17 protein-coding genes are annotated in these 21800 nt (G+C 72.2%); 10 read left to right on the forward strand and 7 right to left on the reverse strand.

The annotated features are described in order from the left end of the window. Positions 1 to 14: 14 nt before the first annotated feature. On the forward strand, positions 15 to 1931 hold the full coding sequence (locus ACH5A8_RS13665) for an ABC transporter ATP-binding protein (RefSeq protein WP_399001312.1): 1917 nt from the start codon (positions 15 to 17) through the stop codon (positions 1929 to 1931). A 292-nt stretch (positions 1932 to 2223) separates the two neighbouring features. On the opposite strand, the gene ACH5A8_RS13670 is transcribed toward ACH5A8_RS13665, so the two are convergent. After that, complete coding sequence (locus ACH5A8_RS13670; protein ID WP_399001314.1) at positions 2224 to 3255, reverse strand: hypothetical protein; 1032 nt, start codon at positions 3253 to 3255, stop codon at positions 2224 to 2226. After that, positions 3245 to 3835, reverse strand: a complete 591-nt coding sequence (locus ACH5A8_RS13675; RefSeq protein WP_399001316.1) for an RNA polymerase sigma factor — start codon at positions 3833 to 3835, stop codon at positions 3245 to 3247. The genes ACH5A8_RS13670 and ACH5A8_RS13675 overlap by 11 nt, the downstream gene beginning before the upstream one ends. Positions 3836 to 4076: 241 nt before the next feature. Here ACH5A8_RS13675 and ACH5A8_RS13680 point away from each other — a divergent pair, with 241 nt between their 5' ends. Continuing rightward, positions 4077 to 5165 (forward strand): hypothetical protein, encoded by a 1089-nt coding sequence (locus ACH5A8_RS13680; protein ID WP_399001318.1) that lies wholly within the window; start codon positions 4077 to 4079, stop codon positions 5163 to 5165. Positions 5166 to 5446: 281 nt separating this feature from the next. Here the strand turns inward: ACH5A8_RS13680 and ACH5A8_RS13685 are convergent, their stop codons facing one another. Continuing rightward, the gene (locus tag ACH5A8_RS13685) at positions 5447 to 6511 is read right to left on the reverse strand and encodes an aldo/keto reductase (protein ID WP_399001321.1); all 1065 of its coding nucleotides are present in this window, start codon (positions 6509 to 6511) and stop codon (positions 5447 to 5449) included. Between the two features lie 116 nt (positions 6512 to 6627). Here ACH5A8_RS13685 and ACH5A8_RS13690 point away from each other — a divergent pair, with 116 nt between their 5' ends. Continuing rightward, positions 6628 to 7461 carry a helix-turn-helix transcriptional regulator gene (locus ACH5A8_RS13690; RefSeq protein WP_399001323.1) on the forward strand — a complete coding sequence of 278 codons (834 nt, stop codon included), beginning with the start codon at positions 6628 to 6630 and terminating at the stop codon, positions 7459 to 7461. Between the two features lie 129 nt (positions 7462 to 7590). On the opposite strand, the gene ACH5A8_RS13695 is transcribed toward ACH5A8_RS13690, so the two are convergent. Beyond that, positions 7591 to 8562 carry an SDR family NAD(P)-dependent oxidoreductase gene (locus ACH5A8_RS13695; RefSeq protein ID WP_399001325.1) on the reverse strand — a complete coding sequence of 324 codons (972 nt, stop codon included), beginning with the start codon at positions 8560 to 8562 and terminating at the stop codon, positions 7591 to 7593. Positions 8563 to 8628: 66 nt separating this feature from the next. On the opposite strand from ACH5A8_RS13695, the gene ACH5A8_RS13700 reads away from it, so the two are divergent. After that, on the forward strand, positions 8629 to 9201 hold the full coding sequence (locus tag ACH5A8_RS13700; RefSeq protein WP_399001328.1) for a TetR/AcrR family transcriptional regulator: 573 nt from the start codon (positions 8629 to 8631) through the stop codon (positions 9199 to 9201). A gap of 184 nt (positions 9202 to 9385) precedes the next feature. On the opposite strand, the gene ACH5A8_RS13705 is transcribed toward ACH5A8_RS13700, so the two are convergent. Beyond that, positions 9386 to 10267: an alpha/beta fold hydrolase gene (locus ACH5A8_RS13705; RefSeq protein ID WP_399001330.1), complete on the reverse strand. Its 882-nt coding sequence runs from the start codon at positions 10265 to 10267 to the stop codon at positions 9386 to 9388. Positions 10268 to 10866: 599 nt separating this feature from the next. Next, a complete protein-coding gene (locus ACH5A8_RS13710; RefSeq protein ID WP_399001332.1) occupies positions 10867 to 11394 on the reverse strand; it encodes a DUF6584 family protein in 528 nt (175 codons plus the stop codon). A gap of 476 nt (positions 11395 to 11870) precedes the next feature. On the opposite strand from ACH5A8_RS13710, the gene ACH5A8_RS13715 reads away from it, so the two are divergent. After that, a complete protein-coding gene (locus tag ACH5A8_RS13715; RefSeq protein WP_399001334.1) occupies positions 11871 to 12794 on the forward strand; it encodes a DMT family transporter in 924 nt (307 codons plus the stop codon). 236 nt (positions 12795 to 13030) lie between these two features. Here the strand turns inward: ACH5A8_RS13715 and ACH5A8_RS13720 are convergent, their stop codons facing one another. Further along, on the reverse strand, positions 13031 to 13909 hold the full coding sequence (locus ACH5A8_RS13720; RefSeq protein ID WP_399001336.1) for an oxygenase MpaB family protein: 879 nt from the start codon (positions 13907 to 13909) through the stop codon (positions 13031 to 13033). Positions 13910 to 14454: 545 nt separating this feature from the next. Between ACH5A8_RS13720 and ACH5A8_RS13725 the strand changes: the two genes are divergently transcribed. The 5 genes from ACH5A8_RS13725 (at position 14455) to ACH5A8_RS13745 (ending at position 21661) form a co-directional block, all read left to right on the forward strand. Next, entirely contained in the window at positions 14455 to 15975 is a 1521-nt protein-coding gene (locus tag ACH5A8_RS13725; protein WP_399001338.1) for an aldehyde dehydrogenase family protein, read from the forward strand. A gap of 74 nt (positions 15976 to 16049) precedes the next feature. Next, entirely contained in the window at positions 16050 to 17582 is a 1533-nt protein-coding gene (locus ACH5A8_RS13730) for a GMC family oxidoreductase (protein ID WP_399001340.1), read from the forward strand. Next, positions 17579 to 18742 (forward strand): glycine betaine/L-proline ABC transporter ATP-binding protein, encoded by a 1164-nt coding sequence (locus ACH5A8_RS13735; protein ID WP_399001341.1) that lies wholly within the window; start codon positions 17579 to 17581, stop codon positions 18740 to 18742. The genes ACH5A8_RS13730 and ACH5A8_RS13735 overlap by 4 nt, the downstream gene beginning before the upstream one ends. Further along, positions 18742 to 20703, forward strand: coding sequence for an ABC transporter permease subunit (locus ACH5A8_RS13740; RefSeq protein ID WP_399001343.1), 1962 nt, complete (start codon positions 18742 to 18744; stop codon positions 20701 to 20703). The genes ACH5A8_RS13735 and ACH5A8_RS13740 overlap by 1 nt, the downstream gene beginning before the upstream one ends. Before the next feature lies 1 nt (position 20704). Continuing rightward, on the forward strand, positions 20705 to 21661 hold the full coding sequence (locus ACH5A8_RS13745) for an ABC transporter substrate-binding protein (RefSeq protein ID WP_399001345.1): 957 nt from the start codon (positions 20705 to 20707) through the stop codon (positions 21659 to 21661). Positions 21662 to 21800: the final 139 nt, after the last annotated feature.

A 21800-nucleotide genomic window follows, 5' to 3' on the forward strand; every position in this document is an offset into this window, starting at 1 on the left:
GGGCGGGCGGACCGGTGCGTGAGGGAGTCGGTCCGCCCCTCCGCCGCGTCCTGCGGCAACTGGTGGCCTCGGGCGGGGGCCGGGACCCGGACGCCGTCGTCGAGCCCGCTCCGGTGCTGGCGCCGGGGGACGTGTTTCGGCGGTTCTGGCCGTACACGAGGGGACAACGCCGGTGGCTGCTGCCGCTGACCGCGTTCGGTCTGGTCGGGCCGCTCGCCGACGGGGCCGAACTGTGGCTGTTCAAAGTCGTGGTGGACGAGGTGCTCGTCCCCAGGAACCTGACTCCCTTTCTCTGGGTCGCCCCGGCCTATGTGGGCCTCGTCCTCGTCTCCGGGATCCTCGGTTTCGCCGACGACATGACCTCGACGTTCGTCAGCGAACGGTTCCTCGTCGCGCTGCGCACCGACGTCTTCCGCCACGTGCAGGGGCTGTCGCCGGCGTTCTTCGAGCGGCAGCGGTTGGGGGACGTACTGGCGCGCATCACCGGTGACGTGGACGCGGTCGAGACGTTCCTGCTGTCCGGGGTCGCCGACGTGCTCTACTACGTGCTGCGGCTGGGCGTGTTCCTCGGGCTGCTGTTCTACCTCCGCTGGGACCTCACGCTGCTCGCCCTCTTCATCGTGCCGCTGTTCTGGGGCACCGCCCGGCACTTCTCGCGGCTGGTCAAGGAAGCGTCGCGGGAACGCAGGCGTCGCGGCGGATCGCTCGCGGCGGTCGCCGAGGAGTCGCTGGACAACGTGACGCTGGTCCAGGCGTACAACCGTCAGGGATGGGAGCAGCGGCGTTTCGAGCGCGAGAATCTCGGCAAGTTCCACGCCGCGATGGCCTCCGCCCGCGTCCGTGCCGTCTATCGGCCTCTGGTGGAGCTGATCGAGGTGTCGGGAGCCCTCGCCGTACTGGGTCTCGGCACCTGGAAACTGACTCAGGGGCAGCTGAGCCTGGGCGGGTTGCTGGTCTTCGTCGCCCTGATCGGCAAGCTCTACGGTCCCGTGCGCGACCTGTCCCGTCTGGGCACCACGTTCTACGCCGCCTCCGCCTCGGCCGAACGGATCGCCGAACTGCTCGACCAGCGACCAGAGGTCGCCGAGTCGTCGCGGGCACGGCGGATCGCCCGGGCGCGCGGCGACATCGAGTTCGACGGGGTCTTCTTCCGCTACCCCCGCGGCGGCCCCGAGAGCGCCGACGGCGCCCCGGCACCGGCGGCGTCCTGGGCGCTGCACGACGTCTCCTTCCATGTCTCCCCCGGTGAGACGCTGGCGCTGGTCGGTGCCAGCGGAGCCGGGAAGTCGACGGTGGCGAAGCTGCAACTGCGCTTCTACGATCCCGACCTGGGCACCGTCCGCCTCGACGGGACCGATCTGCGCGACCTGGCCCTGACGGACGTACGCGCGAACTTGGCGGCCGTCCTGCAGGAGACCCTGGTCCTGCACGCCACGATCCGCGAGAACATCGCCTACGGTCGGCCCGGCGCGACGGACGCCGAGATCGAGGCGGCGGCGCGGGCGGCGGACGCCGACGAATTCGTGCGCTCGCTGCCGGAGGGTTACGACACGGTGGTCGGCCAGCGCGGCCGGACCCTGTCCGGCGGACAGTGCCGGCGCCTGGCGATCGCCCGTGCCATGGTCAGGAATGCGCCCGTGCTGCTCCTGGACGAGCCCACCGCCGGCCTCGACGTCCAGTCCGGACGCCGGATCATCGAGCCGCTGCGGCGTCTGATGACCGGGCGGACCACCGTCGTCATCTCGCACGACCTGCTCACCGTCCGCGACGCCACCCGGATCGTCGTACTCGACCGCGGCCGGGTCGTCGAGTCCGGGACACACGACGAACTGTGCCTGCGCGGCGGCACATACGCCCGCTTGTACCGGCTGCACGCCGCCGGCGGCACATGCGCCACCGGTGGTCGCGTGCCGCGAGCAACGGAGCGATGAGCGAAGTCCGCCCGGCGCGGTCCCGCCGCCGACGCACCGGCTCGCGACGGGGGCGCCGCGGCCGGGGTGGTGCGGGCGGCGATCGGCTAGGCCGTCGCCGACGGCGAGTGGTTCGACGACATCCACGGGCCGCCCGAGTGGCGGCGGCACATCCGTTCCGCGCCCGGGTACGCGGTTCCCGGAGTCTCGCACGCACCGGGGCCGGATGCGCGCGACTCCTGGAGTGAGGAGCGGGCCTGCCGGTGCGTGGCGTTTCCGCGTGTCCGCAAGGCCTGCCGCCCGTGCGGGCGGGTCAGCTCTCCCGGCCGGAAGTGAAGTGCGTGACGGCCAGCGGCGTGCCGTCGGACGCCGTCAGCCGGGCACCGGACAGCGCCGCGTCGCCGACGGAAGAAGGCAGCGGCGCCGCCCACGTGCCGCGGCCCTCGTGCAGACTGAAGCTGCCGACCCGAACGGCGCTGCCGTCGCGGCGCACCAGCAGACAGAAGACCTTCCCTGTGTGGCGGTCGCCCGCTCCGGCGAGATCCACCGACATGTAGACCCAGCTCGGGTCGCCGAGGTGACTGTAGACCTCCCCGGCGGACTTTCCCGCCTGGCCCCGTATGGCCGTCAGGCCGCCCCACAGCATGGCCGAGTCCTGTCCCGCGCCGGACGCGGCCGGGCCGGCCAGGGCACCCTCGACCGCTGTTCCGACCGACCAGCCGCCGAATCCGATCGCCAGGGCGATCGCGGTGGCGGCGGCAGCCAGCCGCCGCCGTCGGCGCCGCCGGACGCGCGGTCCGGTGAGCGGCCGACGCCGGTCGCCGGGCCCGGTGGATCCGATGGATCCGGGAGGCGCCTGTGAGGAGCCCCGGCCTCCGTGGCCCGTGCGTGCTCCTCGCCTCTCGAAGGGGTCGGGCACACCGGGTTCGTCGGAGGCACCGGGTGCGTCGCATGCATCGCCGGTGGACTGTCGCGCCGCGAGGGCGCCCGTGGGCCGGCCGGTGCCGGACCCCCCGGCGGCCAGGCACGTGTCGGTGCCGGGGCTCCCGACGGGCGGATCCGCCGCGGGGAGGCCGCCTCGCGCGGCGGACTCGGCGGCCTGCTGTCCCGCCGCACGCGTCAGTGCCCACGCCACCCGGGTCTCGAAGCCGACCGGTGGCTCGCCGGCCGGCAGCAGGCCGATCAGCCGGTCGCCGATCCAGGTCAGCTGCCGTACTTGCTCACGGCAGTCCGCGCACCGCTCCAGATGCGCCACGGCCGCGGCCCGCGCACGGCCGGGCAGCACTCCGAGCGCGAGCTCGGCGCAGATCTCACGCAGCTTCTCGCAGGTCACCTCATTGGGCATGGCCGCCGCCTCGCCACTCGGACTGGAGCATCGTCCTCAGCTTCCCCATCGCCGTCCGGATGCGCGTCTTGGCGGTGCCCAGCGGAATGTGCTCCCGGTCGGCTATCTGCTGGGCGCTCATGCCGTAGATGCCCGCCATCACCAGGGCTCGTCCCTGTTCGCGCGGCAGGCGCGCCACCGCTTCCCGCAGCCGCGTCGACGCCTCGTCGGCCAGCGCGTGCTGCTCGGGCGTCTCGGTGACCACGTCGAGAACCGCGTCCAGGTCCTCGGGCGCCACCGGCTCCGCCCGCCGGGAGCGGACGGTGTCGATGGCGAGGTTGTGGGCGATGGTGGTCAGCCAGGTCGTCACCGAGCCTCGCCGCGAGTCGTAGATCTGCGCGTGCCGCCACGCCCGCTCGAAGGTCTGCTGGGCGACGTCCTCGGCGAGCTGCGGATCTCTGGTGACGGCGACCGCCACGCCGAAGACCCGGTGCTGGAACCTCCGCACGAAGCCGACGGTCAGTTCCGGATCACCGGCGGCCAGCCCGGACAACAGCGCCTCGTCGGAGAGACGGCCCGCGGAGAACGGGAAACTCGACACATCCGTGTGTACGGTGCGATCGCCTTCAGGGATTGCGCGAGCGGAGCGAAGCACCACATACCGATTGTCTCTCGACGCCGCAGGTCGTTCACACCGTCACGGGGCACCGACACCGCCCCACAACACGTCATGGGAGCGCTGCCCGCGCCGGGCGGTGTCAGGGGTGCTCCAGCCGGCCGTTCGATGTTCGGCTCCCGGCCTCGGAACCCGTCTGCCGGGGGCGTGCGGCATGATGGCGACCATGGGTAGCGGGGTGGGCGGGGGGTTCCGCCGGTGGTGGCCATGGCGCAGGCACGACGGGTCGGCGCTCGCCGAGATCGAGGCCGAGATCACCGCCTTCGGTGAGGCGCTGGACGTCCATTCCTTCAGCCCCGGCCAGGCCGGTGCCACCGATGAGATGCGCGCCGAGCTGGTGCGTGCCCTGGACGCATACGACCAGGCGAAGCGGGACGTCGCCGGTGACCGGTCGCGGGCGGGCACACTCGATGTCCTGCGCACGCTGGACGAGGGCAGGCACGCGCTGGCCCGTCTGGACGCTCTGATCGCAGGCCGGCCTCTGCCGCGGCGCATGCCGCTGTGCTTCTTCGACGCCCGGCACGGTCGGGCCGCCCGGCAGGTCAGTTGGGCGCCTCCCGGGGGAGCCGCCCGCGACATCGCCGTATGCGCGGCGGACGCGGTCCGCCTGGCGGAAGACCCGAACCCCGGCATCCCGAGACGGCCGGGCCCGGAAAGCGGGGCCCGCACACAGCGACGCGAGGCCGAGCCTCGCGCGAGGACGCTGACGAGTCCCCCTGAGCCGCGGGTCGGCGGGCAGGGAGGCGGTGGCGAGCAGACCCACCGGCTGAAGATGCCGCCGTACCGCCCGGCTGTGATGGTCTTCTCGAGCACCGGGCAGGCACGGGTCCACCTGCGCTTCGAGGGCGGCAGGAAGGGGCGTTCCTCACGCCTGTACCGGCTGTCCGGCGACGGAACGCCCTTCACCGCCCGGATCCCGCTGCCGGAAGGGAACAAGGCGATCACCTTCCGCGTGTTCGGCGCCGGTGAACGCGAAGCGTGGACGGCCACCGCGGTACCGCTCCGAGAAGTCCCGCGCTTCCACGACGCCATCAACGGGACCGGTTCGGATGTCGTGCACTACCGAGGGGAACCGGGCCCGGGCGTTCTGCGCTACGCGGGGTCGAGCCTGATCCAGTTGGAGGCGCTGGACGACCGCCTCGCCTACTGGGTGACGGTGACCGAGGGCCGCGCCGGGGAGCATACGTTCCAGTGGCCGGGCCGCGGCTACTACCAGGTGCGCTCAGCCGGAGCATGGAGCCTGTCCGCTACGTGACGTACGTGACGGCGCAAGCCCGGCACCGTCAGCGGACCCTCGCCGGTCTCCCGCCGCCACCGCCTTGTCGCCTTCGCCCCCGCCGCGAGGTCATCGACTCCGGGTCGATGACCTGGCGGCCGCACGAACGCTGGGCGACGCCGCCGGGTCACGCTCGCTGCCGCAGCGCAGCACGCCCGTGGCCGCCGCGCTCACCCGCGCCGTCCGCGGTGGTGGCGGCGTGCCGCGCGGCCGGGTTCTCGATGCCTCCTGAACGATCCCACGTCCATCACCTGCCGTCATCAGCGGCGGTTTTCGATCTTCAGGCCGCCTCCGACCACGGTGCGGATGTGGTCACCGGCGAGGAGGTCGTGCGGGTAGCCGAGGTCGATCGCGCTGGCCTCGTCGAGGCGGGCCAGCTGACCGGCGGTGAAGTGGACCTCCAGGGCGCCCAGATTGCCCACCAGCTGCTCGGGGGTGCGAGCGCCGATGACGGGCGCCGTCACGCCCGGGTTCCGCAGGGTCCAGGCCAGTGCGACCTGGGCGGGTGTGCGTCCCAGCTCCGCGGAGACCTCCCGTACGACGTCGGCGATGGCGAGGGTGCGTTCGGTGACCATGCCCAAGCCGGCGTTGAAGCTCTTGCGGTTTCCCTGACCGGAGTCAGTGCTCGTCGCGGTCAGGTCGGCGTGGCTGTACTTGCCGGACAGCACGCCGCCGCCCAGCGGTGAGTACGGGGTCACCCCCAGCCCCATCGCCCGCGCCATGGGGATCAGGTCGCGTTCTCCGGCCCGGTTGATGAGGCTGTATTCGATCTGCAGTGCGATCAGCGGCGTCCAGCCGCGCAGGTCGGCCATGGTCTGCATGCGCGAGATCTCCCAGGCGGGGGCGTTGGACATCGCCACGTACAGGATCTTGCCCTGCCGGACCAGGTCGTCCATGCCGCGCAGGATCTCCTCGACCGGCGTCGTGAAGTCCCACACGTGCAGGAAGAGCAGATCGATGTAGTCCGTGTTCAGCCGCCGCAGGCTGGACTCCACCGACGCGAACAGGCTCTTGCGGTGAGCGCCCCCGGAATTCGGGTCGCCGGGGCGGCGCAACGTCGTGTATTTCGTGGCCAGCACCAGGCTCTCGCGGCGGTCGCGGACGAATTCGCCCAGCATGCGCTCGGAGCTGCCGTTGGTGTAGGTGTTGGCGGTGTCGATGAAGTTGCCGCCACGTCCGACGTAGGTGTCGAACAGCTTGCGCGCGTCGTCCTGCTCGGCGCCCCAGCCCCACTCGGTGCCGAAGGTCGCCGTGCCCAGGGCCAGCGGTGAGACCCGCAGCCCGGAGCGGCCCAGCAGCCGGTAGGTGTCGAGGGTGAGCGACATCGTGTCCTCCTGTGCTCGTGATCGTCGTCGAGCACCAGCCTGCGGCCACCGCGAGCCGGGGGTAAGGGAAGGAAGTTCCTGGGAACACCGGTCCTACCCCGGCTGTTGAACCAGCCATGATCCCCGGCACCGTGGATGTGACACAGGAGCTCGCCGTCTTCCTGCGAACCCGGCGGGAACGCCTGGATCCGCGGGATTTCGGCCTGCCGTCGAGCCGGCAGTCCCGGCGGACTCCCGGATTGCGGCGCGAAGAGGTCGCCCAACTGGCCGGGATCAGCGTCGACTACATCGTGCGGTTGGAGCAGGCCCGCGGGTTGCGACCCTCAGCGGACGTGGTGGAGGCGCTGGCCAGGGCGCTGCGCCTGGCGCCCGACGAACGCGCCTACCTCTTCGGCCTGGCCCAGCAACGGCCCCGCGACGCCGACAAGCTCGCCACCACAGCGGCGCCGTCGCTGGCCCGACTCGTCGCCGACCTCTCGCCGCTACCTGCCATGCTGATGAACCATCGTTACGACATCCTGGCCTGGAACGACGAGATGGCGAGACTGCTCCTGGATTTCGGCACCCTGCCGCCGTCGCGGCGCAACGCGATGTGGCTGTGCCTGATGCATCCGCAGACACGTGAGTTGTACGTCGACCGCGAACGCGTCGTGCGGGAGGGGGTCGCGCACCTGCGCACCGCGTGGGCCGCGCATCCGCAGGATCAGGCGTTGACCGACCTCATCACCGAATGCCTGCGCCGGGACGAGGAATTCGCGCGACGGTGGGCCGAGCGAGACGTCAAGGTCAACGGCCGCGGACGTAAGACGTTGCGGCACCCCGACGTCGGCACGATCACCGTGCAGTTCGAAACGCTCACACCCCTGCAAGATCCGGAACAGCTGCTGGTGCTCTTCCGCGCCGCCGACCAGGAAAGCCGGTCCGCGATGGAGGAACTGCGCGCACGATGAGGTCGAACCGCGAGGCCACCGGCTTCCACGCCCGCGCGGTCCCGTCTGTCGAAGAGTGCCCCGACAACGACGTGATGTCGGCCGCTCGGGGTGGCCCGTGCCGGCGTGGTTCGCTGTGGCGTCGGAAGGTCAGGCGCGGAGCAGGTCGGTCGAGACGGTCCACAGGCGCTGGGCGGTGGCGGGGTCGAGCGCCCACTCCTTGACGCCGTGCGGGTGCTGCGCGAGGTCGGCGTCGTTCGGCACGGTGTAGGCCTCTTGGGCATCGTCGAGATAGCGGCCTCCGCAGTGGGCGAACTCGGGGGCGACGGCCGCGACGACACTGCCGGCGGCGCCCTGCTCGACCGTTTTGTACGTGAACATTCCGGCGGCCTCGGCCGCGTCGAGCGACGCCTTCTGTTCCGGTGTGAAGTTCCGCTGCAGGCCCGTCGCGATGCCGCCGGGGTTCACCGCGTTGGCGACGACACCGTCGGACGCCCACAGGCGGGTCGCCTCGACGGCGAAGAGGGAGTTCGCCGTCTTCGACTGGGCGTAGGCGATCTGTGGATCGTAGGCGCGCCGCTCGAAGTGGAGGTCGTCGAAGTCGATGCCGGACCGCATGTGCGCCGTCGAACTGACCGAGACGATCCGTGCCCCGTCGCGGTCGGCCGCTCCCCGGGCGAGGGCGTGGTGAAGGCCGGCGGCCAGTGCGAAGTGGCCGAGATGGTTCGTGGTGAACTGGAGCTCCCAGCCCTCAGGAGTCCGTTCGAGGCCACCGGTGACCACGCCGGCGTTGTTGATCAGCAGGTGAAGCGGACCGCCCCACGCGTCGACGAACCGTGTGACGGAGACCCGGTCGGCGAGATCGAGCCGGACGACGCGGGGCCGGGTCCCCCCGGTCGACCTCCCGATCGTCTCGGCGACTGCGTCACCCGCGGTTGTGTTCCGGACAGCGAGCGTCACTTCCGCCCCGGCAGCGGTCAGCGCACGAGCCGTTTCGATCCCGAGTCCGGAGGAGGCCCCCGTCACGATCGCGCGGACGCCGGTGAGGTCGATGTCCCGCAGCACATCGTCCGCGGTGCTGGAGGAGGTGAAGGGCGTGGAGATGAGCTGGCGAGTACTCATGATGCAGCCACTATACGAAGTAGGCGCAATTTGTATAGTCAGAGTCCTCGCTCGTATGCTCGCCCCATGAGCAGTCCCGACGCCGGCCACCCGCCGTCGACAGTCACTGGAGCCGACCGCCGGACCATGGTTCTGGAGTCCGCCATGACCACGTTCGCGCGCTTCGGTTACCGGAAGACCTCGATGGACGAGGTGGCGCGGGCGGCGCACATCTCCCGGCCCGGGCTCTACTTCCTCTTCTCCTCGAAGGAGACCCTGTTCCGTGCCGCGGTCACCCAGGCCTTGGACCGCGATGTCACCGCGGTCCGACAAGCCCTGGCCGACAGCGGCCGCCCCCTCTCCCAGCGCCTCGTCGACGCGTTCGACCAGTGGGCGGGCCGCTACGTCGGCCCACTGACGCGCGATGTCGCGACAGTCATCGAGGACAACCCCGACCTCCTCGGAGAGATCCTCGAAACCACGCCGCGACGTTTCGAGGAACTGATCACGGACGCGATCGCCGTCGAGAAAGGACGACGAACAGCCATCCCCGTCGCACAGACGCTGATCAGCGCATCGATCGGCATCAAGCACCAGGTCGCGTCGCGGGAGTCCTACCTCGAACGGCTGACGGTCGCGATCGGTCTCCTGCTGCGCTGAAAACGCTCCCGGACCCCTCCAGTGGGGGGAGGCGGCAGCGGAACGCCGGAACGAAACGCCCGGACGAAACGCCGTGGTGGTGAAGACCGACGGTCAGGCCGCCCGCCTGCGTGTCGGCCTGCCGACGTCCTGTTCCCGGGCTTCGTCCGAGAACCGCTCTCCGGGCCGACGTCGCGACGCGAGCTCAGCCGGTGTGGGCCACCAGGGCATCGATGAGCGTGGGCCAGAGCTCACGGGGGCGGTCGTGGCCCATGTCAGGGACCAGCAGGAGTTCGGCGCCGGGCACCAGCTCCGCGGTGCGCCTCCCACCGCTGGGATCGATCAGCGTGTCATCCAGGCCGTGGATGACCAGTGTCGGTACCCGCAGTTCCCGGAGCGCGTCCGCGCGGGAACCGCTGAGGATCATCGCGCCGAGCTGGCGGCCGATCCCCGCGGGACGGTAGGCGCGGTCGTAGCCGGCGGCGGCCAGTTCGCGCAACGCCGCGGCGTCGCCGTACCGCCTTGAGGCCCACACCAGTTCCCTCTCGGCTGCCGCGACGTACCCCTCCCGGTCCGCGGGCCTCGGACCGAACAGCACGGCCTGCGCCTGCGGGCTGGGCCTGCCGTAGGCGCTCTCGCCGGTCGAGGACATCATCGACGTCAGGGTCAGTACCCGCTCCGGGGCGGAGACGGCCATCGTCTGGGCGATCATCCCTCCCATCGAGGCGCCGACCACGTGGGCGCGTTCGACACCGAGCGCTGTGAGCAGGCCGAGGCCGTCGTCGGCCATGTCGGAAAGCCGGTAGGGAACCATCTCGAGCGCGGCGGCCAGATCCCCCGAGCTGACGGCGGCGATGAACTCGCCCATGTCGACGGGGTAGTCGTCGAACGTGGTGGACAGCCCGCAGTCGCGGTTGTCGTACCGGATCACGTAACGGCCGCGGTCGGCCAGCGCCCCGCAGAAGTCCTCGTGCCAGGCGAGCATCTGCGCGCCGAAGCCCATCACGAGCAGGATCGGAGGGTCGCTGAGGTCGCCGAAGGTCTCGTACGCGAGGGACACGCCGGGAGACACACCGATGATCGACATGCGTGGAGACTGTCACGGCCGACCACGGCCCGCATCCGAGATTCCGGCGCGCCCTTCATGAGCCTCCAGTACGTCCGACCATGATCGACCGGACGGATGCCGGCCACGCCTGTGGGCCGGCAGGCGGCCGCGGCCTGGGCACGCGCCGGCGGGCCGCCTTCCGTGAAGGGGACTGACCGTGGCCGTCGTGAGCCCTGCGGCGGCAGCGGCTGGAAGCTGAAGGCCGCTTCGCGCCCCGCACGTCGAGCCCGGGTAACCGGTGACCGCGCCGCGTGTGTGCGCAGAGCGGATCGAGGCGACGGGGTCGAGTCGTCCACCTGTGCTCCACCGGCGATTCGGTCACGGAGGTCAACAGGTTCGGCCGGGTGGCCCGCCGGCTCGGCCGCTCCGGGCGCTGAGGGCGCAGGGTCGAGTCTCCGTGATCGGGCCATGGCGGCCGCCGCTGCCGGCTGCCGGGCCCGACCCGCGTATCCCCCGGACGCAGCACAGCGGGATGCGACCTGAGCCGTCGTCGAAAGGCGACTCCAGGCGTCCTTCTCCCCTCCTCCGGCGCATGCCGGGTCTTGCGCGGGGCTCCTCACGCACTCCGGTGGCCTGAGTCAGTCCAAGAGGGCGACGAGTCCGTTCACCCAGATCGCGAGGAACCCGAGGGCTGCCGCCAGGCAACCGACGCCCACCAGCACACCGCCGACCGTCCATGGCTCGGAGGGCGCCGCGTACTCCCCTTCCAGGTGGTCCCGGTAGGAGGCGGGGTCGTCCCAGCCGACGGGGTGTCCCAACTCCTCGGCGCAGGCGGTGCGCACCGCGGTCAGCTGCCCTCGGGCGAAGGCGGTGGAGGCCGTCACCTCGGGGCCGTGCCAGGCGAGGGCCTTCATCCGCCACGCGGGGGACCCGTACCGCGCCTCGAAGGCCGCGGTCTCGTCGGCGACGCGGTCCTCTTCGAGGTACATCCAGCGCCCTGCCTCTGCGGCGTCGCCGTAAAGCCGGTACACCTCGGCCAGACGACGGCGGAGCACCAGGTCCTGGGGGAAGGACGAGATGAGACCGCGCAGGCGCTGGCGAGCGACGGGCACCCGGCCGGCGGCCAGGTCCGCATCGACCCGGGCAAGGGTGTCTTCGAGGGGCATGAACGCATGATCGGGTACCGCACTGACCCGCGTCGACCCGGTTTCGTCGCTCGATACTCGCTCGCTCCTGACTGCATCGGCTGAATCCCGCTGAGACAGGCCACCGCCGGTCACGGAACAGCCCCCGGGCGCCGGCGGCCCGTGCCGTCCGGAAGGCGATCGCGCAGTGGTGGGCCTGATCCGGTTCGACGGACGCTCGGCGCGTCGAACGCCGCCACGGTCTCGCCCACGAAGTCCGATCGTCGGGCGACGGCCGGCGTCGGCCGCCCGCACTGCGGCTCGGTCCGTCGTCCGGGACCGGTCTCGGCCTTGGTGAAAAGTGGGTAACTCCAAACGGGCGAAGTCGAGTTGATGGTTTTCCCCAATGGGGACGATCGCCGGAGGCTGACTAGCGTCGAGGTCAGGAATCGCCGGGTGTGCCACCGAGGTGTGCTGGGCCACGGGATCCTGCCCGGCTCTGCGGAATGAGAGTGAGTGTGACGAGCACAGCGGGCAAGTCGGACCGTTTCGTGCCCGGGGGCGGAGTGGCGCCTGTGCTGACCGCCGCCTTCCTGTGGGGCACGGTCGGCCCGGCTCAGGTCCTGGTCGCGAGCAGCGCGTCTCCGGTGTCGATCGGCGGCTGCCGGATGCTTCTCGGCGGTTTCGTCCTGGGGTTGTTCACCGCGCGGCGGACCGGAATGCGTACCTTGTCGCGGCGTGGGACGCGCTGCTGGACGGTCGTGGGCATCCTGGTCACCGCGGCCTTCCAGGTGTGCTTCCTGGAGGCGGTGGCCCGCTGCGGCGCCGCCCTGGCGACCGCTGTCGCCTTCGGCGCCGTACCGGTGGTGTCGGGGGTGTGCGGGCGCGTCCTGGCCGGTGAGCGGCTCAGCCGGGTGTGGGCGTGCGGGACCGCGTGCGCCGTCGGCGGTATCGCCCTGCTCCTCGTCCCGGCCGACGGGCGGCCGGCCGACAGCGTGGGCGTGCTGCTCGCCGTGGTGGCCGGGGCCAGTTTCGGGGTGTACATAGCGGTGACCAAGCAGTTGGGGCAGCGCGGCGGAGACACCGCTGCCGCCGCCCCGGCAACCGTGTTCCTGGCCGGTGTGCTGGTGCTGCCGTGGGCCTTGGCCCACCCGGACGGGCTCGGTGACCCGCGGACGCTTATCCTGATCGGCTGGCTGGCCCTGGCCACGACGGCCCTGGGCTATCTCCTGTTCACCTGGGGTGTGACCCGGATCAGCGGGGCGACCGCCGGCACGCTCAGCCTGGCGGAGCCGCTGGTGGCGACCCTGCTCGGAGTCCTCCTGCTGGGGGAACGACTCGGTGTGCCGGCGGTCACCGGGGCGGTGCTCCTCCTCGGCGGACTCGTCCTTGTCTCCGTCCCGGCGCGGTGGAGCCGTCCGGGTGAGCCGTCCCGCGAGTGACCGTGCCGGCCCCCTGTCCGGGCGGCGACAGGGCGCTTCCCGGGCCGCCCGGACGGGGGCGGCGCGGGAGGCGTTCGGGTGGGGGTGGCGCGGGAGGCGTTGAGCGGCTTGCCGGAGGCCGTTCTGCGGCTGCCGAGGGCTGTTCCGCAGGACGCCCAAGGCGACGATGAAGGCGATTCGTACGAGGAAGGCTGCCGCCGGTCTGTCGCGCGCCGCGGCACGCGCGGGCGGCGGTGTCAGGGTTCCGCGGTGCCGGGGGGCGGGGACATCGCCCAACGGATGGTGGCGGTGACGGCGGTGCCCAGCGGGCGTACGCACACGTCCTCGGCGAGGGGGAGGCGGGGCAGCCGCAGCGCTCGGGCCGCCCAGAGGGGCAGCAGGGAGACGGCGCCGGCGGCGATCGCCCCGTACGGCGGCCGGGCGAGCAGCGGGACGGGCGGGCGGAGCAGGAGGTACCGCGCGGTGCTGCGTGCCTCGGGGGTCACGCGCAGTTCACCGCGGTAGGCGGCCATGCACTCGGCCAGTTCGGCCCTCGTGGTGGGCGGTTCGTGGACTCCGAGCGCGGTGGCGATGCGAGCCGTGTCGGCCACGTAGGCGTCGCAGCCCTCGTCGTCCAGCGGGTGGGCGCCGTAGAGCTGGTGGGCGCGCAGGAAGCTGTCGACCTCGGCGATGTGCACCCAGCACAGCAGGTGCGGGTCCGAGGCCGCGTAGGGCTGCCCGTCCGGGGTGGCGCCCCGTATCCGCTCGTGGACTGCTCGCACCCGGGCGCAGGCTTCGTGCGCGCTGTCGGCGGTTCCGAAGGTCGTGACGGCGAGGAAGGCGCTCGTGCGCTGCAGCCGGCCCCACGGGTCCCCGCGGAACCCCGAGTGGGCCGCGACGGCCGCCATGGCCCGCGGGTGCAACGACTGCAGGAGCAGTGCGGACAGGCCGCCGATGAACATGGCCGCGTCCCCGTGCACCCGCCGGACCGGCCGTTCGGGTCCGAACCAGCGCGGGCCCGGGGTGTCGTGGATGCGGGCGCGGACGGCGGGGCCGTCCGGCCCCGCCACCCGGGAGAAGATCAGGTGCCCGAGCCGGCCGCGCACGTCGGGACGCCGGCTGAGGAGAGGATTCATGGGGTCGCCTCCGCGTCGTGCGTCGCTCTGTTCGTCACGTCACCGGCCGAACTCGTCACCGCTCCCGGACGACTCCTGTCGGGTCCGCCGCCGCGGTGCGCGGGCACGCCTGCCCGGCCCGGGGCCCGCCGGTCTCACGGGCCGGGCCTGGGCGCGCGGGCCGGGGCCCCATCTCGTGGAGGGCCGTCGGTGGGCTCGAGTGCCTTGTACCCCGTTCCTTCGATCGTCGCACCGGTTCGGGCCCGTGCGTGGGCGCTGTGTTCACGAGCCGCGGCAGCACCGGTCGCGGGTGCTCGGTGACGGCACGTGGCGGTCGCGATCTCGATGAAGGATCAGGCCTACGGGCTGCCGCACCCTCGTTCCACCCTTCCGGGACCCCTATTGCCCCTGTTCGTCCGTTTTTGGCCGTCTTCTCAGTGACGCCGGACACTTTCGGTCACCGATTGCGCATGCAATCCGCAGGGTCGGGCATGCGGCCACGATCCCCGAGCGTGACACCCATGTGACGCAGGGGGACGGAACAGGAACGGAAGGCTGCACCGAGCATGGCGGACAGAACGCAACGACAGGACCAGGCGACCATCCACGCGGGAGGCGAATGGCTACGGGCGAGCTCCGGCGCGACGCGCGAGGTCCTCGACCCGGCCGACGCCCGGCCGTTCGCCGTGGTCGCCGAGGGGGACGAGAGGGACGCGGAGAAGGCGGTGGCCGCCGCCCGACAGGCGTTCGACCAGGGCCCCTGGCCGCACACCCCGGCCGCCGAGCGCGCCGCGCTGCTGCGCCGCGTCGCCGGCCTCCTGGTGCGCGACCGCGAGGAACTCGGCCTGCTGGAGAGCCGCGACGCCGGCAAGACCGTGGAGGAGGGCCGCGTCGACATCGACTGTGTCGCCGACGCCTTCCGCTATTTCGCCGACCTGATTGCCGCCGAGGCTCCGGGCCGGGTGGTCGACGCCGGCTCGCCCGACATCCACAGCGTCGTCGTGCACGAGCCGGTCGGCGTCTGCGCGTTGATCACCCCTTGGAACTACCCTCTTCTCCAGGCCAGTTGGAAGATCGCTCCGGCCCTGGCGGCCGGCAACACCTTCGTGGTCAAACCGAGCGAGATCACCCCGCTGACCACCATCGCCCTGATCGAGCTGCTCGCCGAGGCCGGGCTGCCCGCCGGCGTCGCCAACATCGTCACCGGCCCCGGCCACACCGTCGGCGCCCGGCTCGCCGACCACCCCGGCGTCGACCTGGTCTCCTTCACCGGCGGCCTGGCCAGCGGCACCAAGGTCGCCCGAGCGGCGGCCGCCGGTGTGAAGAAGGTCGCCCTGGAACTCGGCGGCAAGAACCCCAACGTGGTCTTCGCCGACGCCTGCGCCACCGACGCGGACTTCGACACCGCCGTCGACCAGGCACTCAACGCCGCCTTCATCCACAGCGGCCAGGTCTGCTCGGCCGGCGCTCGCCTGATCGTCGAGGAGTCGGTCCGCGACCGCTTCGTCGCCGAACTCGCCCGCCGCGCCCAGAGGATCAGGATCGGCCGTGGTACCGAGGAGGGCATCGAGTGCGGCCCGCTCGTCTCCGAAGAGCAGCGCGCCAAGGTCGAGGCGTACGTCGCGTCCGCGCTGGCCGAGGGGGCGGTGCTGCGCTGCGGCGGCCGGCGGCCCGAACCGTCGGCGCAGCGACCCGAGTCGGGCTGGTTCTACGAGCCGACCGTCCTCGACGCCTGCCACCGCGAGATGCGGGTCGTCCGGGAGGAGGTGTTCGGACCCGTGCTCACCGTCGAGACCTTCCGCACCGAGGACGAGGCGGTCCGCCTCGCCAACGACACCGAGTACGGTCTCGCGGGCGCCGTGTGGACCACCGACGCCGGCCGCGCCCGCCGCGTCGCCGGCCGGCTGCGGCACGGCACCGTCTGGATCAACGACTTCCACCCCTACCTGCCACAGGCGGAGTGGGGCGGCTTCGGCAAGAGCGGCACCGGGCGCGAACTGGGCCCCGCCGGACTCGCCGAGTACCGCGAGTCCAAGCACGTCTACCAGAACCTCGCGCCCAAGCCGGTGCGCTGGTTCGCCGGCTGAGCCCCCACTCGCCCAGCCGGCGAACCCGCCGCTACCCCTCGCACGCCCTTCCACCCCGCAGGAGTAACCAGCCCATGCAGGATCACACCCACATATTCGACTACGTCGTCATCGGCGGCGGCACCGCAGGCTCCGTCATCGCCTCCCGCCTCACCGAGAACCCGGACGTCACCGTCGCCGTCATCGAGGGCGGCCCGAGCGACGTGGGCCGCGACGACGTCCTCACCCTGCGCCGCTGGATGGGCCTGCTCGGCGGCGATCTCGACTACGACTACCCGACCACCGAACAGCCGCGCGGCAACTCCCACATCCGGCACAGCCGGGCGCGCGTCCTGGGCGGATGCTCCTCGCACAACACCCTGATCTCCTTCAAGCCGCTCCCCTCCGACTGGGACGAGTGGGAGCAGGCCGGTGCCGAGGGCTGGGGCGCCGTCCCCATGGAGGCCTACTTCGCCCGCCTGAAGAACAACATCGTCCCGGTCGACGGGAAGGACCGCAACGCCATCGCGCGCGACTTCGTCGACGCGGCCGAAACGGCGCTCGGAGTGCCGCGCGTCGAGGGCTTCAACGCGAAGCCGTTCACCGAGGGCGTCGGCTTCTTCGACCTCGCCTATCACCCGGAGGACAACAAGCGCTCCTCGGCCTCCGTCGCCTATCTGCACCCGGTGATGGACGAGCGCCCCAACCTCCGTGTCTTCCTGGAGACCTGGGCGTACCGGCTGGAACTGGACGGCACCCGCGCCGAGGGCGTCCACGTGCGTACCAAGGACGGCGAGGAACTGCTGGTGCGAGCGCGCAACGAGGTCGTCCTGTGCGCGGGCGCCGTCGACTCGCCGCGGCTGCTGCTGCATTCGGGCATCGGCCCCCGCGCCGAGCTGGAGGCCCTGGGCATCCCGGTCGCGCACGACCTGCCGGGCGTCGGCGAGAACCTGCTCGACCATCCCGAGTCGGTGATCGTCTGGGAGACGAACGGCCCCATCCCGGAGAACTCCGCGATGGACTCCGACGCCGGCCTGTTCGTGCGCCGCGACCCCGAACACCCGGGCCCCGACCTGATGTTCCACTTCTACCAGATCCCGTTCACGGACAACCCCGAGCGCCTCGGATACGAGCGCCCCGCGTACGGCGTCTCGATGACCCCCAACATCCCCAAGCCCAGAAGCCGCGGCCGGCTGTTCCTGACCAGCGCCGACCCGTCCGTGAAGCCCGCCCTGGACTTCCGCTACTTCACCGACGAGGAGGACTACGACGCCCGCACCCTCGTCGACGGCCTCCGCATCGCCCGGGAGATCGCCAGGGCCGAGCCGCTGGCGGGCTGGCTCAAGCGCGAGGTCTGCCCCGGCCCCGAGATCGTCGGCGACGCCGAACTGAGCGAGTACGCCCGCAAGGTCGCGCACACCGTCTACCACCCCGCCGGCACCTGCAGGATGGGCGCTGCCGACGACGAGCTGGCCGTGGTCGACCCGCAGCTGCGTATCCGCGGCCTGTCCGGCATCCGTATCGCCGACGCGTCCGTCTTCCCGGCCATGCCCGCCGTGAACCCGATGATCGGGGTGCTCATGGTCGGGGAGAAGGCCGCCGACCTGATCGGAGGCGAGTCCCGATGACCCTCACCGTCCCCACTCGCAAGCCCCCCACCGACGCCCCCGTCTTCTCCGTGGACGGCCTGTGGAAGGTGTTCGGCCCCAAGGCCGACCGCGTCCCCGCCGATCCCGGGCTCAGCGCCCTGGACGCCGCCGGACTGCGCGCGCGGACCGGCTGCACCGCCGCCGTCCGCGACGTCTCCTTCGATGTCCTGAAGGGCGAGGTCTTCGTGGTGATGGGCCTGTCCGGCTCCGGCAAGTCGACCCTGGTGCGCTGTCTGACCCGGCTGATCGAGCCGACGGCCGGCACGATCGCCATCGACGGCGAGGACGTCCGCGCGATGGACAAGGGCACCCTGCGCGAGCTGCGCCGGCACCGCGCCGCCATGGTCTTCCAGCACTTCGGCCTGCTCCCGCACCGCACGGTCCTGGACAACGTCGCCTACGGCCTGGAGATCCAGGGCGTCAGCAGATCGAAGCGGCGCGAGCGGGCCGCCGAGGTCGTCGCCAAGGTCGGCCTGGAAGGCATGGAGAAGCGCCGGCCCGGCCAGCTGTCCGGCGGCCAGCGCCAGCGGGTGGGCCTGGCCCGCGCCCTGGCCGTGGACCCCGAGGTACTGCTGTTCGACGAACCGTTCAGCGCCCTCGACCCGCTGATCCGGCGCGACATGCAGGAAGAGGTGGTCCGCCTGCACCGCGAGGAGGGCCGCACGATGGTCTTCATCACCCACGACCTCTCCGAGGCCCTCAAGCTCGGCGACCGCATCGCCCTGATGCGCGACGGGCGGGTCGTCCAGCTGGGCACCCCCGAGGAGATCGTCGGGTCTCCCGCCGACGACTACGTCCGCGAGTTCGTCCGGGACGTTCCCCGCGAACAGGTGATGACGGTCCGCACGGCCATGCGCCCCGCGTCCGCCACGGACGCGGCCGCCGGCCCCGCGCTCCGCCCCGAGGCCACGGTCGCGGAGGCGATCGAGGCGGTGGCCCGCGCGGGCGCCGCGGCCCGGGTCATGGACGCGGGCCGGTGCCTGGGCGTCGTGGACTCCGACACCCTGCTGGGCGTGGTCGCCGGAACGGCCGACCCCGAGCGGCCGGACACCACCCGGGCCGCCACCGAACCTCCCGTGCCCGCCGGCACCCCCGTGGTGACCACCACCGCACCCGGCACCGGTCCGGAGGCGATCTGATGGTCACGCTCTCCGTCCCCGCCGCCCGCGCCGGCGTCCCCCGCCTGCTGAGGAGCCGGGCCCTGGGCAAGCTCCTCCTGCTCGCCCTGTTCGCCGCCGTCCTCGCCCCCTGGGCCGCCACCCGCTGGCCCGGCGCGACCTGGCCGCACGCCCTCACCGTCGACCTCTCCGCACCGCTCGCCTCCGCGAGCGACTGGGTCATCGACAACCGGGACAGCCACCCCCTGTTCCTGTACTTCTTCGGCTACCTCAGCAACGCGGTCGTCCTCTCCGTCCGCGCGGTCTACCTGACCCTGCTCGCCGCCGGCTGGACGGGCGTCACGGTCCTCGGCGCCCTCGTCGCCTGGCGCGTTGCCGGTGTCCGTCTCGCCGCCGGCACCGCCGCCGCCTTCCTGGCCTGCGGCGCCCTCGGCATGTGGGTGCCGACCATGCAGACGCTCGCCCTCATGGTCGTGGCCGTCCTCGCCTCCGTCGTCCTCGGCACGCTCCTCGGACTCGCCGCCGGACTGTCCGATCGCCTCGACCGGACGCTGCGTCCCGTCCTGGACACCATGCAGGCGCTCCCGGCCTTCGCCTACCTGCTGCCCGTCGTCCTGGTCTTCGGCATCGGCGTGCCCGCCGCCGTCCTCGCCACCGTCGTGTACGCGGCCCCGCCCATGGCGCGGCTGACCTCGCTCGGCCTGCGTGCCGCCGACCCCGGGGTGATGGAGGCGGTGGAGTCGCTCGGCGCCACCTTCCGGCAGCGACTGCTGACCGCCCGCCTGCCGCTCGCCCGCAAGGAGATCATGCTGGGCGTCAACCAGACGATCATGATGGCGCTCTCGATGGCCGTGATCGCGTCCATGATCGGGGCCGGTGGTCTGGGCGACCGCGTGTACCAGGCGCTGGCCTCCGTCGACGTGGGCGCCGCTCTGGCGGCCGGCATCCCCATCGTGCTGCTCGCCGTCGTGCTCGACCGCGTCACCGCCGCCGTCGGCGAACGCCTGGGCGAGGGCACCGACGAGGCCGCGCCGGGGTGGACGGCGGCCCGTTGGCCCGTCGTGGCCGCCGTGACGGCCGCCGCGGTCCTGATCGGCCGGCTCACGGGCACCCTGGCCTGGCCGGGCGGCTGGGTCGCCGACATCGCCGCGCCGGTGAACACCGCGAAGGACTGGATGGTCGACCACCTCTACAGCGGGGTCCCCGTCGTCGGCGGCACCGCCGACTGGGCCGCCCACTTCACCACCTGGGTGCTGGACCCGATCCGCGACGGTCTGCAGTGGCTGCCCTGGTGGGGGATTCTCCTCGTCGTCGCCGCGCCGGCCTGGCTGATCGGCACCTGGCGCACGGCGCTCACCGCGACGCTGGCCATGGCGGCGATCGGCGTCCTCGGGGTGTGGAAGCCGTCCCTGGACACGCTCTCCCAGGTGCTGGCCGCGGTGGTGGTCACCCTGGTCATCGGCCTCGGCACCGCCGTCGCCGCCGCCCGCAGCAGCCGGTGCGAACGGATCCTGCGCCCGGTGCTCGACGTCTGCCAGACCATGCCGCAGTTCGTGTACCTGATCCCCGTCGTGGCGCTGTTCGGCGTAGGCCGCGCCCCCGCCGCCGCCGCTGCCGTCGTCTACGCCCTGCCGGCCGTCGTCCGCATCGTCGGCCAGGGGCTGCGCCAGGTCGACCCGGCCGCGCTGGAGGCGGCGCGCTCACTGGGGGCCACCGGCACCCAGCAGCTGTGGCAGGTCCAGCTGCCGCTCGCCCGGCGTGCCCTGCTGCTCGCCGTCAACCAGTGCGTGGTGCTCGTGCTCGCCGTGGTCGTCGTCGGCGGTCTCGTCGGCGGTGGAGCGCTCGGCTACAACGTGGTGTTCGGCCTCGCCCAGGGCGACCTGGCGACCGGACTGGTGGCCGGCGTGGCCATCGTCTGCCTGGGGCTGATGCTCGACCGGGTGACCCAGCCGACCGAACGCCGCGCGGGGAAGGGAGCCTGACATGCGGATCCGCACCACCGCCCTGGTCGCCGCCGTCACCGCGCTGGGCGTGACGACCGGCTGCGGCGCCGCCGACATGACCAAGCAGGCCAGTCCGTTCGCCAACGCCCGGGGTTCGAAGACCGTCACCCTCTCCGTGCAGTCCTGGGTGGGCGCACAGTCCGACGTGGCCGTCGCGCGGTACGTCCTGGAGCACAAGCTCGGCTACCGCGTCGACACCGTGCAGGTCGACGAGGTGCCGGCCTGGGACGCGCTCAGCCAGGGCCGGGTCGACGCCCTCATGGAGGACTGGGGCCACCCCGACCAGGAGAAGCGGTACGTCGAGGACAAGAAGACCATCGCCGACGCCGGCGAACTCGGGGTGACCGGCCACATCGGCTGGTACGTGCCGACCTACCTGGCCGAGCAGCACCCCGACATCACCGACTGGCACAACCTCGACAAGTACGCCTCGCTGTTCCGCACCGCGGAGAGCGGCGGCAAAGGCCAGCTGATGGACGGTTCGCCGTCCTACGTCACCAACGACAAGGCGCTGGTGGCCAATCTGAAGCTGGACTACCAAGTGGTGTTCGCCGGTTCCGAGGCGGCGCAGATCACCCAGATGAAGCAGTTCGCCAAGGAGAAGAAACCCTTCCTGACGTACTGGTACACGCCCCAGTGGCTGTCGAAGAAGGTCCCGATGACGGAGGTGAAGCTGCCGCCGTACAAGGAGGGCTGCGACGCGGATCCGGCGAAGGTGGCCTGCGCCTACCCGCACACCCCGCTGAAGAAGTTCCTCAACGCGGATTTCGCCGAGTCCGGCGGCAGGGCGGCCGCGTTCCTGAAGAAGTTCAAGTGGACCACCGAGGACCAGAACGAGGTCTCGCTGATGATCGCCGATCAGAGGCTGAGCCCGCAGGACGCGGCGCGGAAGTGGGTGGACGGCCACCCGGAGGTGTGGAAGCGCTGGCTTTCCTGAGCCGGCCGGCGGACGGGCCCCGGCCCGTCCGCCTGCCGGGGGGGGGCCCGCCCGGCGCCGGCGGGGGGGGGGGGGGGACCCCCCCGGGCCCCGCCCGCGCCCCCCCCCGGGCGGGCGCCCGCCCCCGCACCGCGGGCGG

The organism is Streptomyces sp. NPDC018610 (assembly GCF_044391765.1).
Lineage (GTDB): Bacteria > Actinomycetota > Actinomycetes > Streptomycetales > Streptomycetaceae > Streptomyces.

What these genes read in the sequence shown, in the direction of transcription:
- ACH5A8_RS13695 (WP_399001325.1), bottom strand. Translation starts at nt 8,562, where the DNA reads ATGAGTACTCGCCAGCTCATCTCCACGCCCTTCACCTCCTCCAGCACC.
- ACH5A8_RS13690 (WP_399001323.1), top strand. Translation starts at nt 6,628, where the DNA reads ATGATCCCCGGCACCGTGGATGTGACACAGGAGCTCGCCGTCTTCCTG.
- ACH5A8_RS13730 (WP_399001340.1), top strand. Translation starts at nt 16,050, where the DNA reads ATGCAGGATCACACCCACATATTCGACTACGTCGTCATCGGCGGCGGC.
- ACH5A8_RS13745 (WP_399001345.1), top strand. Translation starts at nt 20,705, where the DNA reads ATGCGGATCCGCACCACCGCCCTGGTCGCCGCCGTCACCGCGCTGGGC.
- ACH5A8_RS13725 (WP_399001338.1), top strand. Translation starts at nt 14,455, where the DNA reads ATGGCGGACAGAACGCAACGACAGGACCAGGCGACCATCCACGCGGGA.
- ACH5A8_RS13700 (WP_399001328.1), top strand. Translation starts at nt 8,629, where the DNA reads ATGAGCAGTCCCGACGCCGGCCACCCGCCGTCGACAGTCACTGGAGCC.
- ACH5A8_RS13685 (WP_399001321.1), bottom strand. Translation starts at nt 6,511, where the DNA reads ATGTCGCTCACCCTCGACACCTACCGGCTGCTGGGCCGCTCCGGGCTG.
- ACH5A8_RS13710 (WP_399001332.1), bottom strand. Translation starts at nt 11,394, where the DNA reads ATGCCCCTCGAAGACACCCTTGCCCGGGTCGATGCGGACCTGGCCGCC.
- ACH5A8_RS13680 (WP_399001318.1), top strand. Translation starts at nt 4,077, where the DNA reads ATGGGTAGCGGGGTGGGCGGGGGGTTCCGCCGGTGGTGGCCATGGCGC.
- ACH5A8_RS13705 (WP_399001330.1), bottom strand. Translation starts at nt 10,267, where the DNA reads ATGTCGATCATCGGTGTGTCTCCCGGCGTGTCCCTCGCGTACGAGACC.
- ACH5A8_RS13735 (WP_399001341.1), top strand. Translation starts at nt 17,579, where the DNA reads ATGACCCTCACCGTCCCCACTCGCAAGCCCCCCACCGACGCCCCCGTC.
- ACH5A8_RS13670 (WP_399001314.1), bottom strand. Translation starts at nt 3,255, where the DNA reads ATGCCCAATGAGGTGACCTGCGAGAAGCTGCGTGAGATCTGCGCCGAG.
- ACH5A8_RS13740 (WP_399001343.1), top strand. Translation starts at nt 18,742, where the DNA reads ATGGTCACGCTCTCCGTCCCCGCCGCCCGCGCCGGCGTCCCCCGCCTG.
- ACH5A8_RS13720 (WP_399001336.1), bottom strand. Translation starts at nt 13,909, where the DNA reads ATGAATCCTCTCCTCAGCCGGCGTCCCGACGTGCGCGGCCGGCTCGGG.